The following is a 13,745-nucleotide window of genomic DNA, read 5'->3' as shown; positions in this document are numbered from 1 at the left end:
TCTCAATCATCATCCTGCTTAACTGACGACACGCCGTAGCGCTCAGACAGCATAAACACATCACTCATAGACCCACCTTCCATCGGCAAGCCTGTGAATCACAACCTGTCGCTCAGTTCAATCAATTAATAGGTCCTGAGCCTAGCTCTTGGTCACCGTAGGCCACCATGGCACACCAGATAGGTAGGCCTTCAAGGCAGGTTATCCGCACATCAAGGAAGCTTACGCCTTCTACGGTGACTTTGTTTTTATGAAACGATATTTCGCATTCAAGGGAAAAATACTGGCAAGGTATTATTTGCCATTTTTCATCCGTAATTTTTTCTTTTCCGTAAGCTGTTATCCGCCCACTTTTTAGAAGAGATTTTATGTCTTGATAGATTGCATAACGGTATTGTTCAAACTCTTGTAAAGGTGCAGGCACTAAATCTGTAGGCCCCAAAAATCCCCTTACTTTGTCTGGAAAATAAAAGGCGCGTTCCGGAATATATCCTGAAAATATACAATCATACATTGCTCGGCTCATGCCATTAAAATTGTCTTCTATCCAATCATCAAGAAGCGCAAAGGCATGGTAACAATCAGAAAGTCTGATACCGTTTTTAAGCCGGTCTTCCGTTGAAGGAAGGGTATACATTTCCCACACAACCGCCCCACGCCGGTTACCCCCATGAGTATAGGAAGGGAGCGCGGCGGGCCTGTCATGGGGGGCAGGCGTTCGGCGGCCAAACCTAGCCGCGCTTGGCTCCACGATGGGGAACAAAACGGGAATTGGTAATAGGGAAGCAGCGGAGGGCTGTTGCATGGCTATCATGCTGCCACCCCCAGCAGGTCACGGCAGAGCGACCACATAAGATAGTCCGGAGCACCGGGGCTGACTGTGCGGTTGCGGTTAAGGGGCATGGCGGTAAGGGCCAGCCGGGCTTTGGCCTGCAGCCCAACCAACGTATGGGCTTGCAGGCTCCCGGCCTCATCCCATTTATCGGACAGGGCATCTACTAGAGCGTGCTCCTGAGCTTCCACATGCGGTGGGGTGTCAATTTCATCGGCCCATGCCTCGGATAGCTGGCAAAAGGCTGCATCGGCTTCCAGCCCGGCCTGAACCACCCGTAGCAATTCCGCATCATCTGGCTCCACAGGAGCCGCCAGAGCGGGGGCTGCGCTCCCGGCAAGGGCCAGAACCCCGGCCAGTGCTGTGCGGCGGGATAGGCCGGTTTGTGTGGGGGCTTGCTTGCTCATGCTGCCTGCCCTCCGGCTAGATCATCCAGCAGGCTCATGACCAGCCGGATTTCCTCACATTCCGCGCCAAGATCAAAGTCGGCAAGGGCGGTGGGGAGAATGGCCTGCAGGATGGATGCCTTGCCCTGCTGGCCTGCCGTGGTGCGGGCTGGGGTGTTGGCAAGCTGGTCTAGAATGTCGGCCTCCTGCCAACACAGCTTTGCTAACTCCGCCTCAAAACGCTCTTGCTCGGGCGAGCCGTAGGGCAACTCCGGGTTTGCATCCATTGCCCTAATGCGCCCGTGCACCCGCCAGAACGCGGCACAGAGGGCCAGAGCGGCGCTATCCGCATGGTGGTAGTGGCGCAGGCCATAACGGGCATGGTGGCCACTGTGGCAGCCAATACGGAGGCAAGGGCACCACGGCGGGACAAGCCCATGGGGGCAGGCTGTATCTGGCTCATTCTGCTACCTCCGTTTTGGGGAGCAGGCAGGCCATGTAAAGCTTAGCGGGTTTGTGCCGGGGCTGTGTGTAGTGTGCCTGTTGGCCGGAGGGGGCTTGCAGGTGTTCTGGGTGCAGAGCGCCAGCCAGAGCCAGCACACAAAGGCTAGCCGCGCCAATGGCGGCCAGAGCATCGCCATGCAGGCGAGCAAGGGTAAGCACTGCCAAGCATTTGCCGGGCATGGTATAGGCGTGGTTAGCCATTACCGTCTCCTGATACGAGCGGTTGTGGTCAGGCCAAGTGTGGGAGGGTCCAAGCTCCCCATTTGGCCGCAAATTGCATTGCCCTATTATCCGAACACAGTTACGATAAATCTGCAATAGAAAAATCGTAGCAGGGTTCGGATTTTGTTAGCTGTTCAATGTAAAATGGCCCGTGCAGCTATTGGCTGGGGAGTGCGAGACCTTGCTAAAGAAGCAGGTGTTTCGCCTGATACCATTGCCCGCTTTGAACGAGGCGAAGAACTCAAAGCCACCACAATAGAAGCTATTCGCTCCGCACTAGAAGCCGCCGGGGTCGAGTTCATCCCCGAAAACGGCGGAGGGGCTGGGGTGAGATTGATAAAAGGGAATATTTGACATGAATAATTTATTTAGTAATATTGTCGGAAGAATAGCAATTGGCATTTCTGTAATGTCAATTATGTTTAAAATAATCTATCAGCCTAAAAATGGGCATGTAGAGCATGTATTATCTTATGATATTTTGTTGGCAGTTATTTCAACGTTAGCAATAATTTTCCCATATAAGTATATATTTGGCATAATTCAAATACATTTTAGAAATTATTTCAATGCAAAAAATTCAATTATTGAATTAAAAACAAAAGAACTATTAGATGAAATGGCAAAAATAAAAATAGAGCTAAAACATATACGGAAATCAGAAGATATAAATAAAATAAACAGCAAAATTCAAGAAATAACAAACAGATGTGATATTTTAAAGTATGAAAATAGAAAGAAAGATATTGAAAGCAAATTAGAGCTGGAGCTTAAGTATGAAATAAAAAGGAATACATATAAAATAATAGAACAAAAATTCAGGAATCAGCTGGAAAATAAAACAAAAATATCGATTATAAAAGATAATAAAAATGAAATAATAAGTAGAATATCAAAATCTATAGATTTTATGCAGAAAACGGCATCTAAAAATATTTTAATTGGATTATCTTTTTCACTTTTTGGGTTAATTTTTATAATTACATCAATAATGAATTCAGATTTACATGAGATAAACATAAGTAAAATTCATGATAATTGGGATATTATTAAATACATTCAAAAATCTTCTATTGTCCTTTGTAGTGAAATTATAGCTTTTTTCTTTTTCAAAGGGTATAGATCATCTTTAAATGAAATAAAATATTTTCATAATGAAATGACAAATGTAGAAATAATGTTTTCATCATTGGAGGTGGCTATTTTTTCAAATGATTTAGATTTGATAAAAAATATTTGTGAGAAAATATCTAGTGTTGAAAGAAATTTTATTCTCAAAAAAGGAGAAACAACAGTTTCTCTTCGAAGCCAAGAAATAGATAATAGGGGGGATGAGAAAATATTTAAATTTGTAGAAAATTTATTTGAAAAATTTCAATCGAACCAAAAAATAAAATGAAAATATAATTTCTAATAAATGATTAATTTAATTGATTCATGGGGTGAGGTAGTTGAACATATAAGATAATCTAAACATAGATATTCTAAAGGCACTTGAAAACTATGCTGAATAAGTGTCATTTTTTTTAAAGATTCAGCATCACCACATTCCTTGTCGTGGGTTCGATTCCCACTCCAGAAGCCACACCCAGCACATGCTGGGCCCACGCATCCAGCGCCGCCGCCCGCTCTGTCAGGAACTCATGGCGCTGGTAAACGGCTGCAACACCTTTAATGGTGCCCTCCGTATGGTTCAGCACTCTATCGGCCACATGGGGGCCAATGCCTAACCGGGCCATTACGGTTACACCCGTGCGGCGGAGGTCATGCAACCGCCACCCCACTGTAGCTTGCAGGGTGGAGGGGCTTTTTTCCCGCTTTTTTTGCCCACTGGTGGCCTGCTCGGTCCGTTCACGCATAATCAGGGCTTCCAGCCGTGCCACGGCAGCGGAAAAGCCGGAAATGGGCGTTCTGCCCGTGTTGGTAAACACCAAGGGCGATATGGCCCCGGTCTTGGGGTCGGTTTGCCGGTGCAGCCCTGCCAGGCGGGTTCGGACAGGTGGACAATATGGGCTTTGCCGTTCTTGGCCCGCTCGGCCGGAATGGTCTAGGTTGAAAGGTCGGGGGCTATCTCGCTCCATTGCATCCCCGCCACCTCATTCCTGCGCTGGAGGGTCAGCACCAGCAAGCGAAAGAACGGGCCAAACGGGTAAGGCTGCAGGCCAGAAGCCCGCCAGAACTCCCCCAACTCCCATCGGACAATACCCGGTCGCGGGAGACTTCGCGGCCTTCCACAATCGCGGCAGAGAACGGGTTGTCTGGCACCAGTCCGCGTTTGCCCGCCCAGCCATACATGGCCCGGCCATAGGCATGGAGTCGGCGGGCTGTGGTCGGGTGGTCCTCGGCTATTTCATCCAACCGGGCCTGCACCTCCGCTTGCGTAATGGCGTGGGCTGCACGGTCAAGCAGGTGGGGCAGGGCATCGCGCCGGTAGCTGGCCGCCCGGTCACGCAATGCCCCGGCAAGCCAGCAGTCTATCAGCACATCCAGCGTTAAGGCATTGGCGGCAGCTTGTGCGGCCTGCTCGGCCACCTGCGCCTGATACTCCTGCACCTGTGCCTTTTTATCGCCAGCAGGGTCTCCGCCCGCCATAACGCGGCCCCGTGCCGCCTCGGCCAATTTGCGGGCCTGTGCCAGTGTTAAGGCTCCATACTGCCCCAGCACCAGCCGTTTGGGCTTGCCGGCAAAGCGGTAGTTGAACAGGAAAGTCTTGGTGCCGGTGGTGTTTACCCGCACGGCAAAGCCTTTCACCTCACTATCGGTAAACATCACGTCTCGCTTATCCGGCGGGCAGGTGAGGGCGTCTATTTCCGATTTTGTCAGCTTCATGCGGCCCCTCCGGTGCATTTGTCACACCTGCTACACCTCACGGAATGGAGAGGTGTAGCAGTCTGAGGGCCAAAAAACCCAATAAAATCAATATAATATATATGAGTGTTACACCTGATACACCTATTACACCGCATTTGGTGTAACCCGGCCCGAATTTTTGGCACCTGTCCCCCTCCTGCACCCGCTGATGCCGTTTTCCGGAGTCAATCCGGAGTCATTTGAAAAGGTAATCCGTGCGGCTCGTTGCGTCACCCTGCATCATCACTTTTTATAGACCCGCCAAAAACAGCCGTTTTTTCGTCTCCTTGCGGTTCCCTGCGTCTTAACGGTATCTCGGGGTCTGTGTCTCTTAATCAGCGGGTCCAAGGTTCGAGTCCTTGTGCGCCCACCAATCTTTCCAAAAGATTCAGGTGGTTTTCAGGTCAAAAGCCGGGCAAGTGCCCAGGCTTTCGCTAACCTGTAAGGCCGTTTTCCGCGCTGCTATGGCGCGAGGTATTCCCCTCTTTTTCTTTACGATTGTTGTGGTTGGTCCGCTCTATTTCTCGGGAATAGTGCGGTCTGAGCCATGTTGAATGCGTCATGCGCGTATGCGTAAAAGGTTAGTATATAATAAGTTTTAATAATCGAACCTTGAATGCAGGCTGTTCGTAAATAAATACTGTTACAGTTCTGTTAAAAGAGGGCGGTATGATGAAAACAACATACTATGCTTGCGCATTGGTTCTTGGGCTTGCTGTTACGCACACGGCCCATGCAGATACATGGGATGCGGGTATTGCCCAGCATGTCAAAGTTGCCCATCCATCCACACCCGATACGACAAAAGGCGGAGTGTGGGATGGCGGCATTGCCCGTAAAGTCAAGGTTGCGCATCCCGATACCCCGGATACGACAAAGGGTGGCATATGGGATGGTGGCATATCCGAGCATGTGCATATCAAATACCCCGATCTGCCCCAGTAAAAGGGGCTGGTGTTAAGTGCGCCACGTGGCCTATTGGCGCCCTTAGTTCCGTGAGAGGGTGAATTCTATGGGTACCGTAAGGGTTACGGGGTTGCCCGGAATTGCCTCTGGCGGAGGCGGTAAAGGCTGTGCGCGTGTGGGGAGTGCCAGGGCTTCCTGATCAAGCTGGGCATGGCCCGAAGTCTGGGCCAGCGTGACCGACAATACATGTCCCTGCCTGTCCATCGAGAAGGTTACTCTTGGGGTGCCTTCTTCACGCGCATTCACGGCTTCGGATGGGTAGCGGCGAAACTTTTCAAGCTGATTGAGGAGTGCGCTCTGCCATGTCTGTGGGTCGTGCGTGGTCTGGGCAGAGGCTCCTCCCGGTGCAGCGGTTGCAGCAACAGGTGTGGTTGGGGTGTCTGAGGGCGGTGGCGCATGCGTGGCGGCAGCAGGTGGGGCGCTGGTATCGGGTGCTCTGGTCTGTGGGGCTGGTTGTTTGGGCTTCTTGCGCGGGGCGCGCGTTTTTTCCTGCTTGGCGGCAGAGATAACCGGATGCGGAGCAGGAGAAGGAGGAGCCGTTACTTTGGGCGGCTCGGTTGGAACCGGTTTGGCGGCAGCCTGTGTCTGTTGGGGTGCGGTCGGGCTGTCGGTCGCAGGGGCCTGAGCGGCGGCTGGTAGCGGGGCGAGATCAAGAGCAATCGCGGCGGGAGGCTGTTCAGGCAACTGTATGACCGGGTGGGGCCGGTGCAGCTCCCAGAACAGGCCGGTGCCAGCCAGAGCCAGAGTGGCCAGAAAGGAGACAGCCCAGCGCCGGGATTCTTCACGCAGGATCAGGCGTTGCCGGTTATGCTGCCAATCGCTAAAGGCCATCCACTCAACAACGGATGGGGGGTGTGGCAGCCCTTCGCGCGGCCAGTCGGCTGTGTCGCTCATGGCTGGTTGGCCTGTGTGGGGGGGAGCGGTGTCGCCTGCTCTTCTGCCTGCCCCTGCTGGCTGACAAGAGCGACTTTGAGATAACCCGCAGCCCTTAACTGATCCATGATCTGCATCAGGGTCGCATAATCCACGGTTTTGTCTGCGCGCAGGAAAATACGCTCGTCCTTATTGGTATGGGTGGCGGTATCCAGTGCCGGGGGCAGGGTGTCGGGCGTTATGCTGTCTTCGCCCAGTGCCAGGGAGTGATCGGCACGGATGGTCAGAAAAACCGGATTATCAGGCCGTGGCGCCGGTTTTTCCGTCGAGGAGGGCAGATCCACCGGCACGTTTACCGTGGTGAGTGGTGCCGTCACCATGAAAATGACCAGCAGCACCAGCATGACATCAATAAAGGGCGTAACGTTGATTTCGCTGGCTTCATGCGGCGTTTCATCAGCGTGGCGGATATGGATCATGGCCTGCCTCATTCACCGGCAAGACGCGAGGGTGTCAGATGCACGACCTGTCCACGCGCGGTTAACGCCTGCATGTGGCTCAGATCCCGTGAAACAAGGCGCATGACAAGCGCTGTCAGGTCGGCCACCTGTGCGCGGCAGCCTGCTGTCTGGCGGGCGAGAAGGTTGTAAATGACCACTGCGGGAATAGCCGCAACCAGCCCCAGAGCTGTTGCCAGCAGGGCTTCGGCAATGCCGGGGGCGACCACTGCCAGACTTGTCGCCTTGCTGGCGGCAATGCCGGTAAAGGCGGTCATGATACCCCACACAGTACCGAACAGACCAATGAAAGGGGCGGTTGCGCCAATGGTGGCCAGCAGGCCGGTACCACGCATGAGCCTGCGGCCTTCCGCGGCTTCAAGGCGTTCAAGGTGCAGCACTGTACGCTCTTTTATGCCGTCACGATCTTCGGGAATATCGTGCGAGCGCATACGCTCGGCCCCAGCGGCCATGAGTAGCGTATGAGCGACACTTTTCTGGCAGGTTATTTCTCCTGCCTGTTCCAGAGAGTTGGCCTGTTCCATCTGGCGTGCGGCAAGGCTGAGAGCGCGGCGTGTGCGGAGCAGTTCAACCGATTTAGCGATGAAGATTGTCCATGTCAGCAGGCAGGCCAGTGCCAGCAGGATCATCACACCCCGCACAACAGGCCCGGCACCGGCAAACATGTCCCATGGAGAGAACTGGGGAGGGGGCAGGGTCAGCATGGTTTTTTACCTCAGGGCTGTTCGCGCATTTCTGCTTTGGTAAAGGGGAGGGAGTTACGGCCCGGCAAGGTAGCGCGCCATATGGGCAAAGGCATCGCGGGCGCCGTGAATGCACGCATCGGGATCGATGGCGGTGTCATCCAGCATGTTTTTGAACGCCAGCCATGATGGGCCACGGCCAGCCGGATCGGGAGCAAGATGGCGCGCCCCAAAAGTGGCGCTATAGCCAAGATTCTGGGCCAGTTTATCGAGAATATTGGCCCCGAGCTTCGAGCCTTCGGCTACGTACAGCCAGCCGATGGCTGTTTGTGTTGGCAGGCTGGCGAAAAATTCAGGCCCGTGGCGTGTATCCTGTACGGGGGCGTCCAGACCGAGATCGGCCATGTCCTGCGTGATATGGGTAAAACGGTTGCGGCTTTGCAGGTCGGGAATAAAGGCGGCAAGCTGAGGGTTGCGGTACACTGGATCAAGATCGCGGTGGAAGCGGTACTGCAGACGGACAAAGTCGCGGTAGCCCTGAGCGGAGCCGAACAGGTTCCGGGCCGTGATTTCATCATCAAGCTGCTGGTGTTGTGCTGCGGTTTCGGCTCTTAGCCGTGATGAAAGCGGGGTGGGGGTGAGCGTTTCCGACATGGAGCGACATCCTTGTGTATGAGCAGACGTATTCTCCATCCCTAAAATAATGCAAATGAGAATCAAAATCAAATATTGACAGGATCGCGTTTAGCGTCGCAGATGCGAATGATAATCATAAACGCACAGCGCAACGAAAAGGACGTGACCTGCGATGCCTAGCTTCTTTTCGAAGCAAAACGTCAGTCATCGGCATTATATCCTGATGACGACTGTATTTTTCTGCGCGTCTGTTCCCACCGCACGGGCCGAGACCGCAAAGCCGGCCCCTGTTTCGGCAGGGCAGGCCACAACAACTCCACAAGCCAGCGCCCGCGCGCAACCGCCCGTTCAGCCTCAGGCTAAACCCATTGCCCTTTCTCCTGTCAGGGTGCGGGGGAAGGCTGATATTATTGAGTCCATGAAGTTTGATCCCGATCAGGATCATAGTGCGGTGGGCAAGGCATCGGTTCTGACCAAAACCACCACGTTCAAGACATTCCGCGACAGGCAGATCGATAATCTTGAAGACTATGCCCGCCGTGTCGATGCCTCGGTTAATTATAGCGAAGGCAATTCAAGCATTAATATTCGCGGGCTGGATCAGAACCGTATCCTGACCTCCATTGACGGTATTCGCATGCCGTGGGCGAATGATGGCGCGTATGCCGGTTCATTCAGCACGGCACAGGGTGGGGTATCCAGTTTTGATTTCAACTCGCTAGGTGCGATTGATGTTGTAAAAAGTGCCGATTCCAGCTTTTTCGGCACCGGGTCACTGGGTGGGGTTATCGCCCTGCGCACGCTTGATCCTGAGGATATTCTCAAACCCGGCAAGACGTTCGGTGGCATTACCAAAGCCACCTATAATGGTGCGGCCGAGGCCGCCCTGCTTAATCAGGCGTTTGCCGCACGGTATAATAATACGGTTTTCCTTTTGCAGGGTGGTTACCAGAACGGTAGCGAAACCGGCAATATGGGCACGGTAGGCGGGTATGGAACAACCCGCACGGAAAAAAACCCGGCATGGTATCAGCAGGGTAGTTTCCTTGGAAAAATAAGGCATTATTTCGAAGGTGGTCACAGAGTTACCCTGACTGGCGAATGGTATGACCGCCAGTATAATGAACGCACCCGCACATCGGAAAAAACGGCGACCAATCGCTATGATACCCGCAGCGAAAACCAGCGCTCACGCGTATCGTTCGATTATGATTATAAAAGCGAAACCCCGAACGCGCTGTTCAGCGAGGCGCATTTTCTGGCCTACTGGCAGAGTATCCAGACCGATACCGACATTACCAATAGCGATAGCGCCAGCCCGCGCTCTTATTTTCATGAGCATCTGACCCTGCCGGTCGAGTCCTATGGTGTCAGGGGGTCTGCCACAAATCATCTTGTGACCGGGCCATTCCGCCACGACCTGACCTATGGTGGCGAGGTATTCCTGAGCGACACCTATCAGACCCAGACAGGTGAGCGGGCGGTATCAAGCCCTTATCTCCACAACAATTTTTCCGATATGCCTAAAGTTCATGGTACGGATATGGGCGCACTCGTGCAGGATCGTATCGGGTTTAGGGGGGCTGACTGGCTGCATATTACACCGGGATTCCGGTTCGATTACTTTCAGCGCGATCCAGCCAATACGGCCTCCTATCAGGCCAATGCCGGTTATACGGGCCTCCCCCACGGGGCGCATGGTTCGCATTTTTCGCCCAAAGTGTTGATAGAGGCGAAAGTGGCGCGTGATGTGACACTGTATGCCCTGTATTCGCAGGCCTATCGGGCGCCATCCTCCACGGAGGAATACCTCAATTACAGCACACCGCCATTTTATCAGGTGGTGGGTAACCCGGATCTGAAGCCCGAAAGCAGCAAGGGCTGGGAAGTCGGGGTAAAATATGGCAACGAAAAGCGTGGTGCCAACGTTACATTTTTTGATAATTATTACAAAAACTATATTGATATGCAGGGTATTTCCGGCTGCTCAGGGTATTATCTGTGCTATGGATACACCAACCTGTCGAATGTGCGTATTTATGGCGTGGAAGCCAGCGTCAACTGGGATTTCGACGATCACTGGCATACATGGGGGTCATTCGCCTATTCCGATGGGCAGGATACCGACCGGCACTTCCATCTGGCCTCTGTGGCACCATTTCGCGGCATTATTGGTTTTGGTTATAAAACCGAACGCTGGGGGGCCGATCTTTCTGGAACCTTCGCACTTTCAAGAGATAACGCAAAATTTATTACCTCCTCGGGATCACTTCAGGATCAATGGAAAACACCCGGTTATGTCCTGTTTGATATGACGGGTTGGTACAGCCCCGCCTTCTATAAGTCCCTGCGGATTCAGGCTGGAATGTACAATGTCTTTGACAAACGTTACTACAACGCCGCCGCCCTGCCTTATGGCCAGAGTTCAAGCTCGCTTGATATGCGCTACTACAGCCAGCCTGGGCGCTCGTTCAAGGTGACAGCAAGGATAGATTTCTGATGACTGAAAAACACCTTATTGTCTCACGCAGAAAACTGATGTCCCTTGCCGGTGTCACCTACGTGGCAACGTCATGGGGGGGGCTGGTTGCTCACGCGCAGGATGCACTGACCGTCACCGACTGCCGGGGCCGCCGTGTGGTGGTGGGGGCGGCCCGCCGTATCGTATGCATTGGCGGCACCATTACCGAAACCCTGTACGATCTGGGGGCGCAGGCGCGTATTATCGCGGTGGATACAACCTCCACCTGGCCTGAACAGGCGCTGAAAGACAAGAAATCCATTGGCTACATGCGCACAGTATCCGCCGAGGGGGTGCTCTCGCTCCAGCCTGATCTGATCCTTGCCATGAACAATGCTGGCCCTCCGGCTGCCATGGATCAACTGGTGGCATCGGGTGTGCCGGTGGTGTTTGTGGAGGCCACGCCTTCGGTGGAGGCTATTGAAGGGCGCACGGCGTTTCTGGCCGGTCTTGTAGGGGCGGATACGCAGGGTAAGGAGCTGGTTTCCCGTATTGAAAAAGGCTTTGCTACACTGGCACAATGGCGGGCCACACACACGACGCCCCGGCGTGTGCTGTTTGTTATGCGTATGACAAACGGACACCCCATGGTGGCAGGGCGTGGCACAGCGGCGGATGCCATTATCAGCCTGACAGGTTCTATCAATGCCGGGCAGGCCATGCAGGGTTACAAAGTGGTGGAGCATGAAGCCCTCCTGACACTCAAGCCTGATGTTATTCTGATCATGGCGCAGGATTCCGCTGCTCTGCACAGGGATATTCTGGCAGATCCCGGTTTCAGGATGACACCCGCCGCCAAGCATGATGCCATTATTGCTCTGGAAGGCGAGGAACTGCTGGGCTTTGGCCCCCGCACGCCCGAAGCCGCGCTGAAGCTGGCAGGCATGATCGAGGCGGTGTCTCCAGCATGAAGGTTATCCGGCCCGCATCCGGGCTGGTGCTGGGAGGGCTGTCTGCTCTGCTGCTTGTCGCCCTGCTTTGCGCACTGATGATCGGGGCGACAGGCTTTGGCCCCGGCGCTTTATGGACAAACCCCCACTCGGAGGCGGCCCGGGCTAACTGGCTTGTTATCAGCCAGATCCGTGCACCTCGGGCTGTGCTGGCTTTGCTTACGGGGGCGGCGCTGGCGGCATCGGGGGCAGTTATGCAGGGGATGTTTCGCAATCCTCTGGCTGATCCGGGGCTGACGGGGGTTTCATCCGGTGCTGCTCTGGGGGCAGCACTGGTGATTGTGCTGGGTAATGCCGGGACAGGGGCCGGGCTTGTCGCACACTGGGCTGTGCCTGCCGGGGGTATTGCGGGGGCGTTGGCCAGTACAGTGGTGCTGTATCTGTTTGCATCGCGTGGGCGGGCATCTTCTCCTACGCTCATTATTCTGGCAGGGGTGGCGCTGAGCGCATTTTCGGGCGCGCTGACGGGTATTCTGGTTTTTCGTGCCAATGACACGGCTTTGCGTGATCTGACGTTCTGGACCATGGGCAGCCTGTCAGGTGCGGCGTGGCCACAAATTGCGGTGCTGCTGCCTGTTTTGTTGCCTGCGGCCCTTATCATGGCGCGGATAGCCGGGGGGCTAAACGTGCTGCTGCTGGGCGATGAGGATGCCGCCCTGACAGGCTGCCCTGTCGAGCGTACACGGCGTCTGGCTATGTTCTGTGTGGCGCTGGCCTGCGGGCCGATTGTTTCATTTGTAGGGGTGATCGGATTTGTAGGGGTGGTGGTGCCGCATTTTGTCCGACTGGTCAGTGGGCCGGATCACAGAGTTCTCCTGCCTGCCAGCGCGCTGCTGGGGGCTGCGCTGCTGCTGGTGGCGGATACACTGGCCCGCATTATTGCCATTCCGTCCGATGTGCCGGTTGGCGTGGTTACGGCGGCCATCGGCGCGCCGGTTTTTGTCTGGCTGCTTGCCCGCAGCCAGCAGACAGACCGGCTTTCATGATGCTGGATATGCAGCATGTCGCATTTGGCGCGAACGGGCGTTTTCTGCTCGATGATGTCAGCCTGAGCGTTGCGCGGGGGGAGGTGGTGGTCATCATCGGCCCCAATGGTGCGGGCAAGAGTACGCTTTTGCGTCTGGCCGCAGGGCTGGTGGCGCCAGTCAGTGGCCGGGTTTTGCTGGGCGGACATGACCTCGCAACCCTGTCCGATGCCCGCAAGGCCGGATTACGCGCCATGCTGGCCCAGAACAGCCCGGCCCATGCGCGTTTTACCGTGCGGGAACTCGCCGCTATGGGGGGGCTGCATGCGGGCCGTGCCTGTTCTGCCTCGGCTCTGGCGGCCCATGTCCATGCTGCACTGGAACTGGTTGGCCTGCTACCGATGGCCGAGCGGGACATTACCAGCCTTTCGGGGGGGGAGCGCCAGCGTGCCCATTATGCCCGGGTGCTGGTGCAACTGCGTGCGGCGGCGGGTAATGGCCTGCTTTTGCTCGATGAGCCCGTATCCGCGCAGGATCTGGCCCGGCAAGGGCTGGTGCTGAACGTGGCCCGTGCGCATGCCCGCCAAGGTGGTGCATGCCTGATGGTGCTGCATGATCTCAACTGGGCTACCTGCGTGGCCGACCGGATTGTTGTGTTGCGTAACGGGCGGATAGAAGCGGATGGCCGACCGGAGCAGATCGTATCTGCCACCCTGCTGCGCGATGTGTTCGGGCTGGAAACGGAGCATGTGCCTGTGCATGCGCGTACCGGCCGCCCTTTTGTGGTGCCGCATGATATTGTGGGCCATGATTTTTCTGAACAGTATGGAGAATAACCA

Annotated in this window: 15 protein-coding genes and 1 pseudogene; 7 read left to right on the top strand and 9 right to left on the bottom strand. The window is 54.7% G+C overall.

Going from position 1 to position 13,745, the window contains the following annotated elements:
• Window positions 1-121: 121 nt before the first annotated feature.
• The 4 genes from J2D75_RS10660 to J2D75_RS10645 form a co-directional block, all read right to left on the bottom strand.
• Entirely contained in the window at window positions 122-637 is a 516-nt protein-coding gene (locus J2D75_RS10660) for a hypothetical protein (RefSeq protein ID WP_207854800.1), read from the bottom strand.
• Window positions 638-810: 173 nt separating this feature from the next.
• A complete protein-coding gene (locus J2D75_RS10655; RefSeq protein ID WP_207854799.1) occupies window positions 811-1,239 on the bottom strand; it encodes a hypothetical protein in 429 nt (142 codons plus the stop codon).
• A complete protein-coding gene (locus tag J2D75_RS10650) occupies window positions 1,236-1,505 on the bottom strand; it encodes a hypothetical protein (protein ID WP_207854798.1) in 270 nt (89 codons plus the stop codon). The genes J2D75_RS10655 and J2D75_RS10650 overlap by 4 nt, the downstream gene beginning before the upstream one ends.
• Window positions 1,506-1,677: 172 nt before the next feature.
• On the bottom strand, window positions 1,678-1,923 hold the full coding sequence (locus J2D75_RS10645) for a hypothetical protein (protein ID WP_207854797.1): 246 nt from the start codon (window positions 1,921-1,923) through the stop codon (window positions 1,678-1,680).
• A gap of 144 nt (window positions 1,924-2,067) precedes the next feature.
• On the opposite strand from J2D75_RS10645, the gene J2D75_RS10640 reads away from it, so the two are divergent.
• Complete coding sequence (locus J2D75_RS10640) at window positions 2,068-2,298, top strand: helix-turn-helix domain-containing protein (protein WP_265783011.1); 231 nt, start codon at window positions 2,068-2,070, stop codon at window positions 2,296-2,298.
• A gap of 1 nt (window position 2,299) precedes the next feature.
• A complete protein-coding gene (locus J2D75_RS10635; RefSeq protein WP_207854796.1) occupies window positions 2,300-3,343 on the top strand; it encodes a hypothetical protein in 1,044 nt (347 codons plus the stop codon).
• A gap of 127 nt (window positions 3,344-3,470) precedes the next feature.
• Here the strand turns inward: J2D75_RS10635 and J2D75_RS10630 are convergent.
• A pseudogene (locus J2D75_RS10630) lies at window positions 3,471-4,773 on the bottom strand (tyrosine-type recombinase/integrase).
• Between the two features lie 690 nt (window positions 4,774-5,463).
• Between J2D75_RS10630 and J2D75_RS10625 the strand changes: the two are divergent.
• Complete coding sequence (locus tag J2D75_RS10625) at window positions 5,464-5,739, top strand: hypothetical protein (RefSeq protein ID WP_243428690.1); 276 nt, start codon at window positions 5,464-5,466, stop codon at window positions 5,737-5,739.
• A 42-nt stretch (window positions 5,740-5,781) separates the two neighbouring features.
• Here the strand turns inward: J2D75_RS10625 and J2D75_RS10620 are convergent, their stop codons facing one another.
• From J2D75_RS10620 to J2D75_RS10605, 4 genes are read right to left on the bottom strand one after another with little or no spacing between them, the layout of a single operon-like run.
• Entirely contained in the window at window positions 5,782-6,654 is an 873-nt protein-coding gene (locus J2D75_RS10620; protein ID WP_207854795.1) for an energy transducer TonB, read from the bottom strand.
• Window positions 6,651-7,112 carry a TonB system transport protein ExbD gene (exbD, locus tag J2D75_RS10615; RefSeq protein WP_207854794.1) on the bottom strand — a complete coding sequence of 154 codons (462 nt, stop codon included), beginning with the start codon at window positions 7,110-7,112 and terminating at the stop codon, window positions 6,651-6,653. The genes J2D75_RS10620 and exbD overlap by 4 nt, the downstream gene beginning before the upstream one ends.
• Before the next feature lie 8 nt (window positions 7,113-7,120).
• Window positions 7,121-7,855 carry a tonB-system energizer ExbB gene (gene exbB, locus J2D75_RS10610; protein WP_243428689.1) on the bottom strand — a complete coding sequence of 245 codons (735 nt, stop codon included), beginning with the start codon at window positions 7,853-7,855 and terminating at the stop codon, window positions 7,121-7,123.
• Window positions 7,856-7,909: 54 nt separating this feature from the next.
• Window positions 7,910-8,488: a biliverdin-producing heme oxygenase gene (locus J2D75_RS10605; RefSeq protein WP_207854793.1), complete on the bottom strand. Its 579-nt coding sequence runs from the start codon at window positions 8,486-8,488 to the stop codon at window positions 7,910-7,912.
• 205 nt (window positions 8,489-8,693) lie between these two features.
• On the opposite strand from J2D75_RS10605, the gene J2D75_RS10600 reads away from it, so the two are divergent.
• Genes J2D75_RS10600 through J2D75_RS10585 form a run of 4 tightly spaced genes read left to right on the top strand, consistent with a single transcriptional unit; the run spans window position 8,694 to window position 13,742 of the window.
• The gene (locus J2D75_RS10600; protein ID WP_207854792.1) at window positions 8,694-10,970 is read left to right on the top strand and encodes a TonB-dependent hemoglobin/transferrin/lactoferrin family receptor; all 2,277 of its coding nucleotides are present in this window, start codon (window positions 8,694-8,696) and stop codon (window positions 10,968-10,970) included.
• Window positions 10,970-11,902 (top strand): heme/hemin ABC transporter substrate-binding protein, encoded by a 933-nt coding sequence (locus J2D75_RS10595; RefSeq protein WP_243428688.1) that lies wholly within the window; start codon window positions 10,970-10,972, stop codon window positions 11,900-11,902. The genes J2D75_RS10600 and J2D75_RS10595 overlap by 1 nt, the downstream gene beginning before the upstream one ends.
• On the top strand, window positions 11,899-12,927 hold the full coding sequence (locus J2D75_RS10590) for a FecCD family ABC transporter permease (RefSeq protein WP_207854791.1): 1,029 nt from the start codon (window positions 11,899-11,901) through the stop codon (window positions 12,925-12,927). The genes J2D75_RS10595 and J2D75_RS10590 overlap by 4 nt, the downstream gene beginning before the upstream one ends.
• Window positions 12,924-13,742 carry an ATP-binding cassette domain-containing protein gene (locus J2D75_RS10585; protein WP_207854790.1) on the top strand — a complete coding sequence of 273 codons (819 nt, stop codon included), beginning with the start codon at window positions 12,924-12,926 and terminating at the stop codon, window positions 13,740-13,742. Before J2D75_RS10590 ends, J2D75_RS10585 begins: the two co-directional genes overlap by 4 nt.
• The last annotated feature ends 3 nt before the right edge of the window (window positions 13,743-13,745 follow it).

The organism is Acetobacter suratthaniensis, from assembly GCF_017377745.1.
GTDB lineage: Bacteria > Pseudomonadota > Alphaproteobacteria > Acetobacterales > Acetobacteraceae > Acetobacter > Acetobacter suratthaniensis.
Note: the sequence above shows the minus strand (reverse complement) of the source record. Positions and strands in the feature narration are given on the sequence as shown.